Raw genomic sequence first — 18,271 nt, forward strand, 5'->3', positions numbered from 1 at the left:
ACTCAAAATCAGTTAAATCTCACCTCTTGCACTTTTGTCAGCAACAGGCAAGATGCCTGTTCCACAGAGACTGTAATTTTGGTGGGGTGGGCATCCTACCCGCCCATAAAAGAAAAGAGTGATTGCCAATAAAGGCATCTACGAAGCAACCGGGTTTCGAGAGCCGCAGAAAATCACTTGAATCCGATTTAAACTCACAACCCACAACTAAAAAGTAAAAAATTTGAATGTTTGCCTTGAATATGAACGATAAGAATGCTGAAAGAAGTATCATACTAATTGTCGATGACAACCAAACAAATCTTGACGTACTTTTCGAGTTGTTAAGGAATTACGGGTTTAAAGTATTAGTGGCTCTAGACGGCGAAAGTGCGATCGAGCAAATTGACTACATCCATCCAGACTTGATTCTTTTGGATATCATGATGCCAGGAATTGACGGTTTTGAAACTTGCCGACGTTTGAAAGCAGACCCGTCAACGCAAGATATTCCCATCATATTCATGAGCGCCCTTTCCGATACGCCGGATAAAGTAAAAGGCTTTCAGACAGGAGCCGTTGACTACATCACTAAGCCTTTCCAGCACGAAGAAGTTTTGAGCCGGATTCAAACCCACTTGACAATCCGCAGCTTGCAAAAAAAACTCGAAGAAAAAAACCTCGAACTTGCCCACCTCAACCAAAACCTGGAAAGACTTGTTGAACAAAAAACCAAGCAATTAATAAACCAGGAAAAAACTGCCATCATCGGACGTTTGACTCAGGGAATGGTTCACAACCTCAAAAGTCCCCTGCAAGTGATCCAGACTAGCGTCGATTTGATTGAAACAAAAGCCACACAAATTCAAGAAGACTCTCTGTTTAATTATACTAAGTATATTTTTCAAGCTGTCACAAAAATCAATCAGATCATGGATACTCTGATGATGAAAAGCAGAAACGAGCAAAAGCAAGATTTGCACCCTGTGAATATCAACGATTTAGTGCAGCGAGAAATTCAGCTATTGGAAGGCAACCTGTATTTTAAAAATAAGATTAGAAAAAAATACTTTTATGACGAAGAAATTGCCAGCATTCCCTTAATTTATTCCTATCTTTCTCAAGTATTTTATAATTTAATCAATAATGCAATGGATGCTATGTGGGAAAAGAAAAGCAGAGAAATAACTATCGTGACTCGGCAAGATGACTCGAACCTATACCTGGATATTGCAGATACGGGATGCGGTATATCATCTGAAGACTTGCCAAAACTTTTTGACCCTTTTTACACATCCAAGCCACCTAAAGGCGAGGAAAAAACCGAAGGGGAACCGACAGGAACTGGTCTAGGACTTTATACTTGTATTGAACTTTTAAAGCCTTTTAACGGTGAGATTGCTATTAGCAGCACTGTCGGTCAAGGCAGCGTGTTTACAGTTGTGCTCCCCAAACCGCAGAAAAATTGAGCGACTCAACTGAGTTGAATTGTGTCCGGTTAGACAACCATAATTAAGTTTATAATTAAATTTGTACCAAGGAATGCAAGGCTTGGTTCCTCGATCAAGAGAGGAGTTGCATTGCTCAATACAAACAGGCGCTAATTCCGGGCAATTAAGCTAACACAATCTCAGAGCGTATCTTGTAAACCAACGGTAATTCTGGTAGCTTAGTAGTAATACTATTTTGAAAAAATAAGGCCACTTTAAGCAAGCTTTAAACGGCTATTTAAAATCTAAAGTTTCAAAGGCTATCAGCAATGCAAATCTTGATTACTCCGCGCTCTTTTGACTTGCCTCTTGCTATTCCCCTGCCAAAGGTTGTAAATTAAAACAGAGTTGAGTTGCAATATTGGTAAGAGTATAATAGTTTTGGGCCACTAGGTTTCGGGCGAGGCGGAAAACTTGCAGCGAACAACTCAATTCTACAAATAAATTTGCGGGGTCTGCAAGCACACAGCGCACTCTCAAGCGTGCGGTTCAAGTTCCCCAATAATGAGCTAGGTAACTGCATCCGCTGCTGATTTTTTTTATTCCTAAAAAATAGCAAAAGGATAGCAGTAAAAAAATGCCAGTTTACGCAAGAACCAAACTGCGATAGTCATCAGTCATTCCAAATCTAAAATCTAAAATCTAAAATCTAAAATGGTATGGCATCTGTTTTTGAGTCAACTTTAACGCCTGCTTGCTTGAAAGTTCTTTTAGTAGAGGACTGTGCAGAAGATGCAGAACTCATTCAAGAACTGCTGTCAGAGCCCCGACTAGGACAATCAATTGAGTTGACGAATGTAGTTTGCATGCGGGAAGCGAGAGAAATTTTATGCGGCGAAACTTTTGATGTAATTTTATTAGACCTTTCACTTCCTGACAGCCTAAAATTTAATACTTTTTTCCGAATGCAAGATTGCGGAATAAATATTCCGATCGTCATTCTGACAGCCGCCGATGACGAAGAACTGGCTGTCGAGTTAATTGCCGCCGGCGCCCAAGATTATCTGGTGAAAAGACAGGTAGACCGCCGGCTGCTGGTACGGACGCTCAGGTGCGCGATCGCCCGCCAGAAACGGCAAGCAGAATGGCAAAAAAGTCAAGAAAAATACTTGCGGGTTGTTGACAATATCAGAGAAGTAGTTTTTGAAACAAATACTGCTGGGAATTGGACTTTTCTTAATCCGGCTTGGACGGAAATTACCGGATTTACCGTTGATGAAAGCTTAGGAACTTCCTGTTTGAGTTACATTCATTCTGACGATCAATACCAATATTTAAATTCGTTTAGAAGTCTGAGCGAAAATCAAGAAACATCCAGTTGCTATCAAATTCGATATCTTACCAAAAAGGGCGAAACTCGCTGGGTGGAAGTGCAAGAATTTTTGAGGTTGGGGTGGGACGGCGCGGCGCAGGGGACGACAGGAACTATCCACGATATTACGGATAAAGTTTTAGCACTCTCCGAGCTGGAAGCTAGTAAAAAGTTTTTGAATTATACGATCGATGCCCTGGCTGCTCCAATTTTCGTCAAGGATGAACAGCACCGCTGGATACTGTTAAATGATGCTTTTTGCAAGCTGATCGGGAAGCAGCGCGAGGAACTGCTGGGCAAATCGGATTATGACTTTTTCCCAAAACAAGAAGCTGAGATTTTTTGGCAAACTGACCAACAAGTGTTTAGGACGGGGAAAGAAAACGAGAGCGAGGAAATATTTACGGGCGCCCACGGTGCAAAGCACATTCTGTCTACTAAAAAAACCGTCTTTGAAAATACCGACGGCAGTAAAATTTTGGTGGGGATAATTCGAGATATCACTCAGGATAGGCGCCAACAATTAATGCAGCAAGAAAGCGAAGCTAGACTGCGGCAACTTGCTGCCAATTTGCCGGGAATAATTTATCAATTTCGCCTATCAACCGACGGGCAAAAAAGTTTTCCTTACATTTCTTCGGGCAGCCGCGATTTATATGAACTGGAACCTGAAAATGTTCAGCAAACTCCCCAACTACTTTTTAGTTGTATTCATCCAGACGACCGCCAAAGATTTGAAGAATCTATTGCTGTTTCTGCGGCAAATATGCAGCTTTGGTACCAGGAATGGCGGGCGATTGTACCGTCGGGAAAACTTAAGTGGCTGCAAGGGGTTTCGAGACCGGAACGAGTTGATTTTCCCACAGAAATAGGGCACCAAGGCGATATAATTTGGGAAGGCATGGTGCTGGATATTACTGATTTAAAACAGACCGAAGCAGCTTTACGGGAGAGTGAAGCCAGATTTCGCTCGCTCGTTGAGAATATCCCCGGCGCTATCTGCCGCAGCTTGTATGATGCTGATGGGACGATGGTATTTATTAGCGATGAAATTGAGGCAATTAGTGGTTATCCTGCTGAGGATTTTATTGGCAAGAACCGCTGGAGTTTTACTAGCATTATCCATGAGGCAGACCACGAAATGGTCGATCGACAAGTCAGCGCAGCGGTAGAGTCGAAACAGCCGTACAATCTAGAATACCGGATTGTTCGCGCTGACGGCGCGGTGCGGTGGATGTCGGAAAGAGGTAGGCCAACTTACAATCTAGAAGGGCTAGTTTTGTGGCTAGACAGAGCGATTTTTGATATTACCGATCGCAAACAAGCGGAACTGACTCTGTGCCTGGTAACTCAAGCTGTAGACAGCGCTAGTGATGCGATCGCGATCGCAGATTTGGACGGTTATTCCGTTTATCACAATCAAGCATTTATTCAGCGCTACGGCTATACAGTTGAGGAACTAAATAATGCCGGAGGCCCAGCAGTAATGTACCCCAAATCTCAAGATTTGAGAAAGTTATTTAGGGTGCTGCGGAAAGGTTTTCCCTGGGAAAATGAAATTGAAATTAAGAGTAAAAATGGCGATATTATAGAGACTTTCTTGCGAGCTAACTGCATTAAAGATAGCGCTAGTCAACCGATAGGAATGATAGCCATAATTGCCGATCTCACGGAAATAAAACGCACCGCATCGGCATTAAAACTCAGTCAAGAGCGATTGGAGTTGGCGGTTTCAGGTAGCTCTTTGGGGCTGTGGGATTGGAATATCGCTACTGGCGAAACTTATTTCGACTTTTATTGGAAATCAATGCTAGGCTATGCAGAAACCGAAATTGAAAATAACCTCAAAGGTTGGGAAAGTTTGGTGCATCCAGAAGACCGACTGAAGGTAATGGAATGTTTAAATTCCTATTTGGAAGGTGAGACTGATATCTATGAATTTGAATTTCGGATGCTCAACAAAGCGGGCAATTGGCAGTGGATTCTGGCGATGGGCAAGGTAGTCGAGTACGACGAATGGGGTGCGCCGTTGCGGATAACAGGCACTCACAAAGATATCAGCGCCCGCGTTGCAGCAGAAGCAGAAAAAACTCAGTTGATCGCATCTTTGCAACAACTTGCCGAACAGTTGCAAGCAGCGCAAAAAATTGCCCGCATCGGCAATTGGGAATTCGATATTGAGGCAGGAATTATTACTTGGTCGGAAGAACTGTTTCGAGTTTACGGCCGAGAATTGAATCAGCCGCCGACAATGGAAGAACTTTTAGAGCAAATTCATTCCGATGACAAAGAAGTTTTTACACAAGTTGTGCAAAACGCAGTGACTGAAGGGACAGCTTACGACATCGACCACCGCATCTATTTTCCATCAGGAGAAATCAGGCACGTTAACGCTAAAGGACAATCTGTTAAAAATGAGTTGGGTCAGGTGGTGCGGCTGTTTGGCACGGCAATGGACATTAGCCATCGCAAAAAAGCAGAAATTGCTTTACAAGAAAGCGAACAGCGATTTCGAGCTGTATTTGAACAAGCCGCGATTGGCATTGTTAAAGTGTGGCCAGACGGTCAATTTTTGAATGCAAATCAAGGCTTTTGCAATATTGTCGGATACTCTGAATTGGAACTGAAAGCGCGAAATGTTGGGGATATTTCTCACCCAGAAGATGTAGCAGCCGATGTCGAGTCGCGCGACAGACTGTTAGCTGGGGAAATTTTTAATTATTCCCTTGAAAAACGCTTTATTCGCAAAGACGGTTCATTTGTTTGGACTAATATGACTGTATCATTAGTGCGGAATGGGTTTGGGGAACCTAGCTATGTAATTGGTGTGATTGAAGATATTAGCACTCGCAAACTTGCCGAGGCTATCTTGCGCCAGCAATTAAAGCGAGAACGCTTGGTGGTAGCAATGCTGGAACGCATTCGCTCGTCTCTAAATTTAGAAGAAATCTTGACCAAAGCTGTTGCTGAAGTACGGCATTTTTTGCAAACAGACCGGACAGTTATTTATCAGTTTAATTCCGATTGGAGCGGTTTTGTAACAGTCGAGTCTGTGGGCCAAAATTGGCTGGCTATTCAGGGAATAACTATTAACGATTCGTGCTTTGAAGACAACTATGCTTCTGCTTACGAACACGGTCGTGCTGTAGCTGTAGATGATATTTACCAAGCTGATCTTTCCGAGTGCTACATTAATTTATTAAGTCAATTTCAGGTGCGAGCTAATTTGGTAGTGCCAGTTTTGCAAGGCGAGAAGTTGTGGGGGCTATTGATTGCTCACGAGTGCGCGGGTCCCCGCCACTGGCTGGAAATTGAGGTCGAGTGTCTCAAACAAATTAGCGTGCAGTTGGCGATCGCTATCCAGCAATCAATGCTGTTTGAGCAAGCACAAACTGAAATTGCCGATCGCAAACAAGCCGAGTCAGCTTTGCAGGAATCGGAAGCGCGAGAACGTTCAAAAGCGCTAGAGTTAGAAGCAGCTATTAACAAACTCCGAACGACTCAAGCTCAGCTTGTTCAGAATGAAAAAATGGTGAGTTTGGGTCAGTTAGTTGCTGGTGTTGCTCACGAAATTAATAACCCTGTTAGCTTTATTCACTGCAATCTCACTCCGGCTCGTAATTACACTTTAGATTTGCTGGAATTGATTAAATTTTACCAGCATTACTGTCCTAATCCTCCAGCCCAAGTCTTGGATAAAATTAATGAAATAGACTTGGATTATATTGCTGAGGATTTCCCGAGATTGTTTAATTCGATGCAAGTAGGAACCGAGCGAATTGTCGAGATCGTGAAATCGTTGCGTAACTTTTCGCGATTGGACGAGTCCGCTGGGAAGTCTGTCAACATTCACGAGGGAATTGATAGCACTTTGATGATTTTGCAAAATCGGTTGAAATCTCACAGCAGTCATCGGGAAATTCAGATTGTTAAAGATTACCAACTATTGCCGCCAATTGAATGTTTTCCGGGCGAGTTGAATCAGGTATTTATGAATATTTTGATTAATGCGATCGATGCTTTGGAAGAACGGGACAAGCAGCGTCCGATCGAGGAGTGCGATCGACATCCAAGCACGATCGCTATTCGCACTTATCAGGCTGCTGCGGGCTTCGTAGCGGTATCTATTGCCGACAACGGGCGGGGGATACCGGAGTCGGTGCGATCGAGGCTGTTTGACCCGTTTTTCACGACTAAACCTGTGGGCAAGGGCACGGGTTTGGGATTGTCGATTTCTCACTCGATTATAGTCGATCGCCACGGCGGCAGATTGAGCTGTATTTCGACACCGGGAGAGGGAGCGGAGTTTTTGATTGAAATTCCAGTGCGGCCGAATTTAACAGGTAGGAATTCAAATTTGGGGCAATAAATTAGGAATTTGTAATTAGAAATTGGGCAGCGGAAATGGGCAATATCTCACATCTTGCACCATTCTCGCTTAACAGGCTTTCCGGCCTGTTCCACAAAGAGTGAATTTTCTTGTGGAACAGGCCGGAAAGCCTGTTCCTAAACAAGTAATTGAGAATGGTGCAACATCTCAGTAATATCAAATACCGTAGCATCGGAATTATACCCTGCCAGCGAGCATTATCCTTGCTTCGGGTCACTCGATCGCATCCCGCTCGCACTGCACTCGGAAAATTATTATTCCGATGCTAAGGTCAACAATATGAGTTATGAGTTGTGAGTTGTGAGTGAAAAATTAAACACGATCTTACTAATTACCAATTACCTTCAACTTTTACATAAAAATCGGAGAAGATTCCGAGTTACTTCTGGCGTGACAAATGCGATTTTTGCCTTCGGTTTTGGCTTGATAAAGGGCGCTGTCAGCGCTGCGAATTAGGGTGTTGGGAGATTCCTGGGCAGAAGGAATCGCTGTCGCAATGCCACCACTGAGGGTAACGTAGGGGCCGATCAACGATCGCGCGTGGGGCAGTTTCAAGCTGGCGATGCCGTCGCAAATTTTCCGGGCGACAACGTTTGCCCCTTCGGCGCTAGTGTTGGGCAGCACTAGGGCAAATTCTTCGCCACCGTAGCGGGCAGTCAAATCCCCAGCCCGGTTGGTGGCTCTGGCGATCGCCCCGGCAACTTGGCGCAAACAATCGTCCCCGCCGAGGTGCCCATAAAACTCGTTGTAAAGTTTAAAAAAGTCGATGTCAAACATAATTAAAGACAGCGGCAGTTCCTCTCTTGCCAATCTGCGCCACTCTAAGCTCAAAACGCGATCGAACTGGCGGCGATTGGCAATGCCAGTCAGTCCGTCAGTAGTTGCCAGTTGCTGCAATTTTTGATTGGCTATTGCTAGCTTGCGGTAAAGTTGAGATTGTTCGATCGCGATCGCCACTTGATTTGCCAAGTGCTGTAAAAAATCTATTTCCCACTGCTGCCATTCCCTGACACCGCAGCAATTGTATGCTGTCAACATTCCCCACAAATTATTGCCATTTTCTGCGATCGAATCGGGCAAATTTTTACCTTGGGTCTGCGGTTTGTAACTCGCCTGCTGCCAGATATAATTTTCGGCTGCATCGTGATTTTTTTCGGCTTCCCAACCAATGGCTTCTTGTGTTTCTTTTGCCGTTTCCCAGTCGCCAGATTGCCAAATTGGCACGCTTATAACTGCTGCAATTTCACAATCTGTCAACAATTCTTTGCAACTGCCAGCCAATGGGGCAGTGCTGACATCTGCTATTGCTTGTACCGAGTGGGATTCGACTAAAACAAAGCATGACACCGCCAAAGCAGCACTAATATTTTGGTTTTCAATATAACCTTCTGGCAAACCGTCACCGGCGACGATCGCACCTTTTTGCTCTTCCCCGTCCAATTGAGACACCCAATCCTGACAGCGATAAATTAAAACGCGGTCTGTTTGGAGAAACTGGCGCACTTCTGCAACGGTACTTTGGAGAATGCTTGCCGGATCTATTGACGATCGAATATGTTCGATCATTTTGCCTAACAGCCGCTGTCGGAGAGCCTGCTGCCGCAATTGTTCTTCGATTTCCTGGCGTTCGATCGCGTAATGGATTGCCCGCACCAGAAGAGTTCTGTGAAATCTTCCCTTTACCAAACAATCTTGAGCGCCCCAGCGCAATACCGACCGGGCCATATTTTCATCGTTGATATCTGTCAGCACCACAATTGGCAATGTGGGCCATCGCCCTTTCAAAACTGCGATCGCCTCGCTTCCCCTCAAGCTGTCTGACACTGACAAATCTAATAGTAGGGCGTCAAACTTGTCTACTTCCAGACACCCGGCTCCTATCTCCAGAGACTTAACAGTTTGGAGAAGAAATAGAGACTCGCTGAATGACCCTAGAAGGTCTTCGATCATTGTCGGATCTGCGAGGTCATCCTCAACTAACAAAATTTTCAGACATTGGTTACGTGTTAACACAACTATAGCGTTCGGAGCGGGTCTAAGGCAACTTTTTTGTTTTGAGAGCGATACTTGCGCTCGGCCAATATTGCTGCTTATCAAATTCACTATACACTCAAACTATGGATTTAGCCCTACATGAAAATTTACATATCCGGCGGGAGTGAAACGATTTCAAACCAATACTCACATAAAGTCTTCATTACTTCAAGCAATCCTTCAAAAGTGACTGGTTTGGATATGAAAGAATTGGCTCCCAATCGGTAGCAAAGCAAGATATCTCCTCTGCGGTGGGAAGTTGTGAGTATTACAACCGGAATTTGTTGCAAATGGGGGTCAGATCTGATCAAAGTTAGTGTTTCTCGCCCGTCCAGCCTCGGCATATTCAGATCCAAAAGTATCAAGTCTGGCTGATGCCAATTGGTGCTACCAAAATATTGACCACGACGGTACAAGTAGTCTAGCACTTGTTCTCCATTTTCCACAAATTCGCTCGTAATTGCTAGTCGAACTTCTCGCAGTGCTTCCTTCACCAAAAAGCGCGTGTCCTCGTCATCGTTTGCTATTAAAAGAGTGAATTTTTTCTTTTTATAATTCACGGCTTTGCCTCACTACGAACGTATTTTGTGAGGTGGCAGGACTTTGAGCCGTGTTTAAGTACCTGCAAAGCATCTCTTGCCATCATCCGGTAAATATGGCTGAGAACACTGAAAGTGTGTTGCAGGAATTTACCGTTTTTCTGGATTTGCAAAGGTTTGCGAATCATGCTTGTTTCACTTGGCAGTCTGTCCGAGAACCTACAAACTGCAAACACATCACAAATCTTGATCCGGGAACTACTAGGGAAACTATTGCATCCCAAAGCAAGATGCTCTGGATACAGTTGAAAAAAATTAACAAGTCTTGCGCGCACCGCTGATTTATAAGTTGTATAAGGATCGAGCTAATAGATTTATATTGATAAATTTTTAGCTCGATGTCATCAGTGAATATGCTACACTTTATAAACCTCTTTGTAAAGAAAAGATAAAGATATTTAAAGCTTAAGTAAAGGACGCGTGACAATTAAGCAATTTGGTGACAAGCCCCCGGATTCATCCGTGGGTCGAGAAAAAAGCTCCGAATCCTCATCACAAGCCCCCGGATTTACAGTGTATTCCAGCTTTATAAAGTACACCCCAGAAACCGGGTTTCTTTAGAGTTTTCGCATCCTTTTCTGTTCAATAAACCAGGTTTTTGTGTACTACATTTACATGGAATATGCTGTATCAGTGAGGTCGTTTTCTTCAATTCTAAAATCTAAAATCTAAAATCTAAAATCTAAAATCTAAAATCGATTGACTGCTTCAGGCGGGGTGCTGACTTCACTTTGGTATAGGAATAGAAAAATAAAAAGTCGAGCCTCGATGGGGTTCTGATTCTACCCAAAGGCTGCCGCCGTGCCGATCGACAATTCTTTGACAAATCGCTAAACCGATACCAGTTCCCGAATACTGTTTTTGGGTGTGCAAGCGCTGAAAAATCTGAAAAATTCGCGGATGGTGCTGTGAGGCAATCCCAATACCATTATCCTGCACTGAAAACACCCAGCTATCCCCCTGACGGGAAGCGTCCACCTGCACCACCGGCGCCTCACTGCTACGGTACTTAATGGCGTTACCAATTAAATTTTGAAACAGTTGCAGCAGTTGAAAACAGTCACCTGTTACCCTTGGCAAATCCCCCCTAGTAACAAAAGCTTGATTCTCGCGGATAGCCAACTGCAAATTAGCACAAGCATCCTCAAAAACCCGATTGCAATCTATGAGATCAAAAGGTTTCTGACTGCGACCGACCCGCGAATACTCCAGCAAGTCATCAATCAGCGCCTGCATCCGCCCGCAAGAATTAACAATATTGCGGATAAATTTATTTCCTTGGGCATCAAGTTGGTTGGAAGAGCGTTTTTCTAATAGTTGAGCGTAGCCGGCAATCGTGCTCAAAGGCGCTTGCAAATCGTGAGAAGCCACGTAGGCAAACTGTTCTAGCTCGGCATTAGAACGAGTTAATTCTTGAGCGTAGCGGGTTTGAGTGTCTAAACTCGCTTCCAGCAATTCTTGTACCAGCTTGCGTTCGGAAATATCCTCGATCGCACAAATTAAATACTGCAGCGTCCCCTTGACATCCCGCATTGCCGAAACAGTAACATTTGCCCAGCGCACTGCCTGATCTTTGCATAGCAAACGCTTTTCCACAGAAAAAGTTTGAATCTTCCCGGATAACAGCGAGCGCAGGTATTCTCTGTCCGCTTCTCTATCATCTGGGTGAGTAATTGCCTCCCAATTTTGCTGTAACAATTCGGATTGTGCATAGCGGACAATTTGACAAAAGCCGGGATTTACCCGCATAAATTTACCACAGAGCGCGGTTTTAGCTATGCCGACCGCAGCTTGCTCGAATATGGCGCGAAAGCGTTCTTCGCTGTCTCGCAGGGCAATTTCTGCTCGTTTGCGCTCGGTAATATTGCGAAATGTTACTGCCAGACCGTCGTTTAATTTGACCGCCACAATGTGCAGCCAAACAATTGGCTCTTGCTCCTGTTCGTAATAAAATTCTTGGTCTATAGTTTCTCCTGTTTCTACTACAGAAACATACAAATCAAATAACCCATTATTGCTAACTTGCGAAATCTTGGCTAACAAATTCTTGCCAACGATCTCATTTAATAGCAGACCATAAAATTTTTCGGCAGCCGGGTTGATCAAGAGCCACTGGAAATCCACAATATTTCCCTCACTGTTGCGGACGGCAGAATAAGCTACCACACAGTCTAAGGAACTATTTAATATACTAGCAAGCAGCGACTGCGACTGTTGCAGTTGATTATTTTGTTCTTTTAATTGCTGTTGCAGTTTTTGCAAGCGGACTTGCTTGTCGATGCGCGCTAAAACTTCTTCTACTTGAAATGGTTTAGTAATATAGTCGGCGCCTCCTACTCGAAAAGCTTGTAATTTATCGTTCATTTCATCTAATACGCTTAAAAAAATTACCGGAATTTGTTCGGTTTCTGGTGTCGCTTTCAGTCTCCGACAAACTTCATAACCGTTCATTTCCGGCATTCTAATGTCGAGCAAAATTAAATCGGGGCAATAGGTGATCGCAACATTCAACGCCAGTTGACCGCAAATAGCTCGGTAAACTTGATACCCCTGGGATGTTAGCAGTTTGGATAAGAACCGCAGATTGCTCGGTTGGTCATCAACCACCAATACTTTAATTTCGCTATTATCCATTTATTTTAAACTCGATTGAGTTAAATCCATTATCTTGTCGAGTCTGTAATCGGCAAGCAAATCTTTTAAAGCATCAGCTAAAGTTGGATGACTTTCCCAAATCCGATCGACAAGTTGAATCGCCAGCTCTTCATTAACATCATTAGCCGCGTCGTAGAGTTCCTGCACCCAACTTTGAGGCATCTGAGCCAGCAGCCCTCGGAAAAATGAATCGGGTTTTTCGCTCACACAATAACGCCGTAAAGCCCCGACAGGAAGCCGGGGCAACTCTTGATAAAGATAGCGCACTCCCAAGTAGCAAGCCATCTTATCAAAGAGGATTTGTTCTTGAAAAGGTTTCCGCACAAAATCGTCGCAACCTGCGGCGATAATTTCGCCTTTTTTTTCCTCAAAAGTGCTAGCAGTCAGAGCAATAATTACAGTTCGCCACTGAGTTTGTTTCTCTTTCGCTCTAATTTGTCGGACAGCTTCAAAACCGTCCATTACTGGCATTCGCGTATCCAGCCAAATTAAATGAGGCTGCCAACTTTCCCAAAGTTCAACCGCTTGGTAGCCATTTTCCGCTTCTCGGACTTCCAAACCAATTGGTTGCAACATTTTAACCAGCAGCAGCCGATTTTCTTGATTGTCGTCAACTGCTAAAATCCTATAAACTGGTTGATCTGCTTCTAGTCCGATCGCTCGCTGCAATGTTGCCACTGTTATTTCAGACGAAATAGCCGCAAATACTCGGATATTAAATTTAAAACTTGTTCCCTCACCTAAAACACTTTTTACCCCAATATTCCCCCCCATAATCTGTACGTATTTTTTAGTAATTGTCAAACCCAATCCCGTACCATCAGCCGCTTTTCTCCCCGCTTGTGTTTGCACGAAAGCATCAAATAAAGTATCAATTTCTGCTGTTGCTATGCCAACTCCCGTATCTTCAACTTCAAAGAAAATTAACAATGGTTCGACTGAGGTAGGGTTAGGATGACTTTCCGATTTAGTCGGCTGTGGCTGGTTGCTTTCCACGCTCACTCGCAGCCAAATACGACCCCCGTCCTGAGTAAATTTCATGGCATTTCCCAGCAGGTTAATTAAGCAGACGCGCAGCTTTTTTTCGTCAGTTTTTATATATTGGGGAACATTTGCCTGGACGGAAAATCTCAGTTGCATTTTTTTTGTTTCAGCTTTGATTTGAAACATTTCTTCGAGAGTGTCGAGGAGTTGATAAAGGTCAAAGCTGCGTTCATCTAAGCCAATTATCCCTGCTTCTATTTTCGACAAGTCTAAAACATCGTTAATTAGTTCCAGCAAATGTTGACCGCTGCGGTTAATAATTCGGAGATTTTCGAGATTTTCGTGGCTGAGCAAAGAGTCGCGGCTCATGACTTGGGTAAAACCCAGGATGGCGTTCAGGGGAGTCCGCAATTCGTGGCTCATGTTGGCAACGAATTGACTTTTTGCGAGGGATGCAGCGGCCGCTGCTTCTTCAGCTTTTTTGCGTTCTATTATTTCTTCTTGCAATTTTTTATTGCGATCGAGCAATTGTTTTTTCAGTCTTTGGATAGTCAGTTGGTGTTCGATTCGCGCTAAAACCTCTGCTACATGAAACGGTTTTGTGACATAATCTACCCCTCCAACTTGAAAGGCGGTTACTTTGTCCAATACTTCATCTAAAGCGCTGATAAAAATAACGGGAATTTCTGATGTCTTCGGATCTGCCTTGAGCTGGGTGCAGACTTCGTAGCCGTCCATTTCCGGCATTTTGATATCAAGCAAAATCAAATCAGGAGAACCAGATCGCGCTGCTCTGATTGCCATTTTGCCGTTAATTACGCCGCGGACTTTGTAGCCCCGATCGAACAGCGTTGCGGATAAAACTTGCAAATTTTCTGGAGTATCGTCAACAATTAATATGTTGCCTTTATTTTCTTCTATTTGATTGTTGGTCATCGATCGCTATTTTTTGTTAATTTAAGAATAGTTGAAATTTTGAAAACGGGTTAAATACTTATTATAACACTACTTCCGGGAGCAAGTTCTTTTATATTTACAGAACTTATCTTAGTTGAGATTTAAGATGTGAGATTAAAGAATTGGGAATGAGTGATGATTACCAGGGTGTGCAGCTTGGCTACAAGTAAATTAGCCGATCGCCTGCGGACGAGTTTACAAATAGGCGATCGACCTACATCATCCATAATCCTGAACCTGCCCCTATCCCTTCTTCTTTCATCCTTCAACAATTTCTAAACTCCTCAATCAAATCGATAATCCGATCGCAGCGGAAGTTATTCGCCAAATCGGCGATCGCGCTGCCGAAACTAGCATTAATAGGAGGAATCGACAACAACAGCCGAAAAATCTCCTCGTTATCAACCGCATCCGCCGCAGAATACAATTCATCAACCCATTCAGCAGGCATGGCTTCCAAAAATGAAGTATTGAGTGTAAAAGCCAAATCAGCCGTTTCAGTTGCCGTGGAAACCTCGGCGAACACCGCAGCATCAGAACTTAGCGAAGCTTCTCGATCATAAACATAGCGGACTCCCAGATACTTAGCCATCTTTTCTAGAATCACTTGCTCCCGAAAAGGCTTCGCTACAAAATCATCGCAACCAGCAGACAAAATCAGCGATCGCTCCTCATCAAAAGCACTTGCAGTCAGAGCAATAATCACCGTTGCTTGACCTTTCAAATGCGCTTTAATCTGTTTCGTAGCTTCGTAACCGTCCATCACCGGCATCCGCATATCCATCCAAATCAAATGAGGTTCCCAACTCGACCACATTTCCACAGCTTGAACGCCATTTTCAGCGTCCTGCACCGCAAAGCCAAGGGATGTCAGCATTCTGACCAACAGCAAGCGGCTTTCCAGGCGATCGTCAACAGCTAAAATCCGGTATTCAGGCTGTCCGGGTTCCAGGCCCACCACTCGGCGAGCTGTTTGAGCCACCTGAATTTCCACTGCATTAGGGAGCGAAACTTTAACATCAAATCTAAAAATGCTGCCGCGACCGAGGGTACTTGTTACCGTCATCTTTCCTCCCATTAACTGAACGAACTGCTTGCTGATTGGCAAGCCCAAACCGGTTCCTTCTTGAGCTTTTTTTCCGCTTTCTGTTTGCGCGAAAGGTGTAAACAAATTGTCCATTTCTTCCGCAGAAATTCCTGAACCAGTGTCTTCCACTTCAAATAGCAAACAGCAATTCTTACTTGGGGGAATCTCTCCATAAGTTTTAGTTTTTAATCCCTCATGTTTTATTCTCAAATTAACACCACCTTCCGTAGTAAACTTAATAGCATTTCCGACTACATTTATTAAGACTTGGCGCAACTTGCTTTCGTCGGTTTCTATATATTTAGGTAGAGTGGGGGGGTAATCAAAAATTAACTGCAACCCTTTTTTTTTCGCTTGCAGCTTCAGCATATTTTCAGTGTTTTTTAGCATTTTGTGCAAGTCAAAGGTGCTGTTATTAAGTGTCACCAGCCCGACTTCAATTTTTGACATTTGCAGAATATTGTTGATCAAAACGAGCAAATGTTCGCCGCTCTGGCTAATAATTCCTAAGTATTGCTGTTGGTCGGCACCGAGGTCTGGGTCGCGGGCCAGCAGTTGGCTGAAACCGAGAATTGCGTTGAGGGGAGTTCGCAATTCGTGGCTCATATTCGAGAGAAATTCACTTTTCGCCCTGTTGGCTCTGTCGGCTTCTTCTTTGGCTTTTTTCAGGGCTATTTCTGCTTGTTTGCGCTCGGTAATATCGCTAGCAGTGCCTGTTGTGCCAATAATGTTTCCTTCAGCGTCCAAACGCGCGATCGCCTTCGTATTTACATCAATCTTGCTGCCGTCTTTTCCTAATACTATATTTTCGTACTGAAACACAGTTTTTCCTGTCAGCAAGCGCCGCTGAAGTTCCCATTTCCAGTCTATTTCTCCTGGGGCTAAGAAATCGCTAAAAGAACAGCCAAGCATTTCTTCAGGCTCGTAACCGTAGATTTGTTTAACTGCTTGGTTCACAAAAGTAAGGTGTCCTTCAGCATCGCAAGACCAGATAATATCTTGGGAAGTTTCAACTAAATGACGGTATTTTTCTTCGCTCTCAGCTAGGGCTATTTCTGCCCGCTTGCGGGGGGTAATGTCCATCAAAGTTGTGAATAGTTTTGTCACTTTACCTTGTTGATTGACAACTGCTTCTCCTCTGGCTTCGATGTAGCGAATGAAGCCGCCTTCACTTGTTTGTGATCGGCAATTATCCGCACCAATTGTCGGTTCCAGCCGCAGGATTCGATATTCCAAACTGTAGGATTGCCCGCTATCAATAGCAGCGTCGATCGTTGTTTGCCACTTTTGTCGATCGTCGGGATGCACGTATTGCGAAAACTCAGTCAGTGTTGGCGCAGGCTGGGTTGGATCGAGCCCAAAAATCCGAGATAATTCTTCCGACCAAGTAGTTGTGTTGGCAGATAAATCGCATTCCCAATTACCGACACGGGCGATTCTTTGCGCTGCTGCTAAAGAAGCCGCTACAGCTCGGAGTTTTTCTTCGGCTAATTTGCGATCGCTAATATCTTGAATCACAGAAATCACGCAGGTTTCGCCATGAATGTCAATGATTTCTGCTGACAGCAGCCCGGTTCTGAGTCCCCCTGTTTTAGTGCGAAAATCAAATTCGTAATTGAGAACAATTTTTTTTTCGTCTAACATTTTAAACAACTCGGCGCGGGCTTGTATATTTTCCCAAAGATTCAAATCAAGCGCCGTGCGAGCGAGAATTTCTGCGGCCGAATAACCCATTGTCTGGCAAAAAGCCTCATTAATTTCTAAATAACTACCGTCATTAAGTCTGGTAATAGTAATCGGGTTGGGAGAAGAACGAAAAGCTTTAGCAAACTTTTCCTCTGACAAACGCAGTTGTGCAGTCCGCTCCTCGACTAAAGTTTCCAATTCTTGATTCAGCTTTTGGAGTTGAGCATTTTGTTCCGCTAATTGCTTCTCCCTAAAATAGCTGTTAATCGCTTCTTTTACCGTCAACTTCAAATCTTCGGACTGCCAAGGCTTCGATATATATCGGTACAATTTAGCATATTTAATAGTATTCGCCACTGCTTCGAGGTCTGCTTGCCCCGTCAGCATAATTTTGATAGTTTTTGGGGAAATTCTGTGAATCTGCTTCAGCAATTCGTCCCCTTTGATATTCGGCATCAAATAGTCGGAAATCACTGCTACTATTTCGCTGCCCTCAGCCAGTAATTCTTCTATTAACTCTAAAGCATCTTCGCCGCCTTCAGCAGTTTCTAATAACTGTTCTTCCCCCAGGGTTTTTTTTAACTCAATTTTCAAACTTTCAAGAATTATCGGTTCATCATCCACACAAATAATCACAGGTTTATTGTTCATATTTTTGTCAAACCAGATTTTATAGTTTCTACTAATTCTTTGCGTTCCCACGGCTTGTACAAACAACGGTGCAAGTTTGCTTGCTCTTTCACCCGTGCTATTGCTACTTCGTCGGCTTGCCCAGTCAGCATGACTTTCACAATTTTAGGATATTTTTGGTGAACCAGAATCAAAAATTCATCTCCTTTAATCCCTGGCATTAACCAGTCAGATACTATGACCAAAATATCACTTTCATCTTCTTTTTGAATTTCCTCCATAATTTCCAGAGCTTCATCTGCATTTTCTGCTACTTCATAGAGGTAAGCATCCCCAAATTCTTTTTTAAGTTGAATTTTCAAACTATTTAAGACCACAACTTCATCGTCAACGCACAAAATTACTGGTTTAGGCATAAAACTTGACTTCTATTATTAAATTTTTAAATCTGTGGCATTTACCTATTTT

10 protein-coding genes are annotated in these 18,271 nt (G+C 43.6%); 2 read left to right on the plus strand and 8 right to left on the minus strand.

Annotation, left to right across the window (positions count from 1 at the left end):
* Window positions 1–227 precede the first annotated feature (227 nt).
* Both QUA70_RS10895 and QUA70_RS10900 read left to right on the plus strand, forming a co-directional pair.
* Window positions 228–1,448, plus strand: coding sequence for a hybrid sensor histidine kinase/response regulator (locus QUA70_RS10895; protein WP_333333221.1), 1,221 nt, complete (start codon window positions 228–230; stop codon window positions 1,446–1,448).
* Between the two features lie 680 nt (window positions 1,449–2,128).
* Entirely contained in the window at window positions 2,129–7,150 is a 5,022-nt protein-coding gene (locus QUA70_RS10900; protein WP_333346997.1) for a PAS domain S-box protein, read from the plus strand.
* Between the two features lie 372 nt (window positions 7,151–7,522).
* Here the strand turns inward: QUA70_RS10900 and QUA70_RS10905 are convergent, their stop codons facing one another.
* From QUA70_RS10905 to QUA70_RS10940, 8 genes are all read right to left on the minus strand, one after another.
* On the minus strand, window positions 7,523–9,184 hold the full coding sequence (locus QUA70_RS10905; protein WP_333333217.1) for a diguanylate cyclase domain-containing protein: 1,662 nt from the start codon (window positions 9,182–9,184) through the stop codon (window positions 7,523–7,525).
* A 128-nt stretch (window positions 9,185–9,312) separates the two neighbouring features.
* Complete coding sequence (locus tag QUA70_RS10910) at window positions 9,313–9,765, minus strand: response regulator (protein ID WP_333333215.1); 453 nt, start codon at window positions 9,763–9,765, stop codon at window positions 9,313–9,315.
* A complete protein-coding gene (locus QUA70_RS10915; protein ID WP_333346994.1) occupies window positions 9,762–9,932 on the minus strand; it encodes a hypothetical protein in 171 nt (56 codons plus the stop codon). The genes QUA70_RS10910 and QUA70_RS10915 overlap by 4 nt, the downstream gene beginning before the upstream one ends.
* A gap of 598 nt (window positions 9,933–10,530) precedes the next feature.
* Window positions 10,531–12,438, minus strand: coding sequence for a PAS domain S-box protein (locus QUA70_RS10920; protein ID WP_333346992.1), 1,908 nt, complete (start codon window positions 12,436–12,438; stop codon window positions 10,531–10,533).
* Complete coding sequence (locus QUA70_RS10925) at window positions 12,439–14,379, minus strand: response regulator (RefSeq protein ID WP_333346989.1); 1,941 nt, start codon at window positions 14,377–14,379, stop codon at window positions 12,439–12,441. It abuts the gene before it with no gap.
* Window positions 14,380–14,501: 122 nt separating this feature from the next.
* On the minus strand, window positions 14,502–14,627 hold the full coding sequence (locus QUA70_RS10930) for a hypothetical protein (protein ID WP_333346986.1): 126 nt from the start codon (window positions 14,625–14,627) through the stop codon (window positions 14,502–14,504).
* Between the two features lie 38 nt (window positions 14,628–14,665).
* On the minus strand, window positions 14,666–17,824 hold the full coding sequence (locus tag QUA70_RS10935) for a PAS domain S-box protein (protein WP_333346983.1): 3,159 nt from the start codon (window positions 17,822–17,824) through the stop codon (window positions 14,666–14,668).
* Complete coding sequence (locus QUA70_RS10940) at window positions 17,821–18,219, minus strand: response regulator (protein WP_333333206.1); 399 nt, start codon at window positions 18,217–18,219, stop codon at window positions 17,821–17,823. The genes QUA70_RS10935 and QUA70_RS10940 overlap by 4 nt, the downstream gene beginning before the upstream one ends.
* Window positions 18,220–18,271 lie beyond the last annotated feature (52 nt).

Source organism: Microcoleus sp. LAD1_D5, assembly GCF_036702115.1.
In the GTDB taxonomy this organism is placed as follows: Bacteria; Cyanobacteriota; Cyanobacteriia; order Cyanobacteriales; family Microcoleaceae; genus Microcoleus.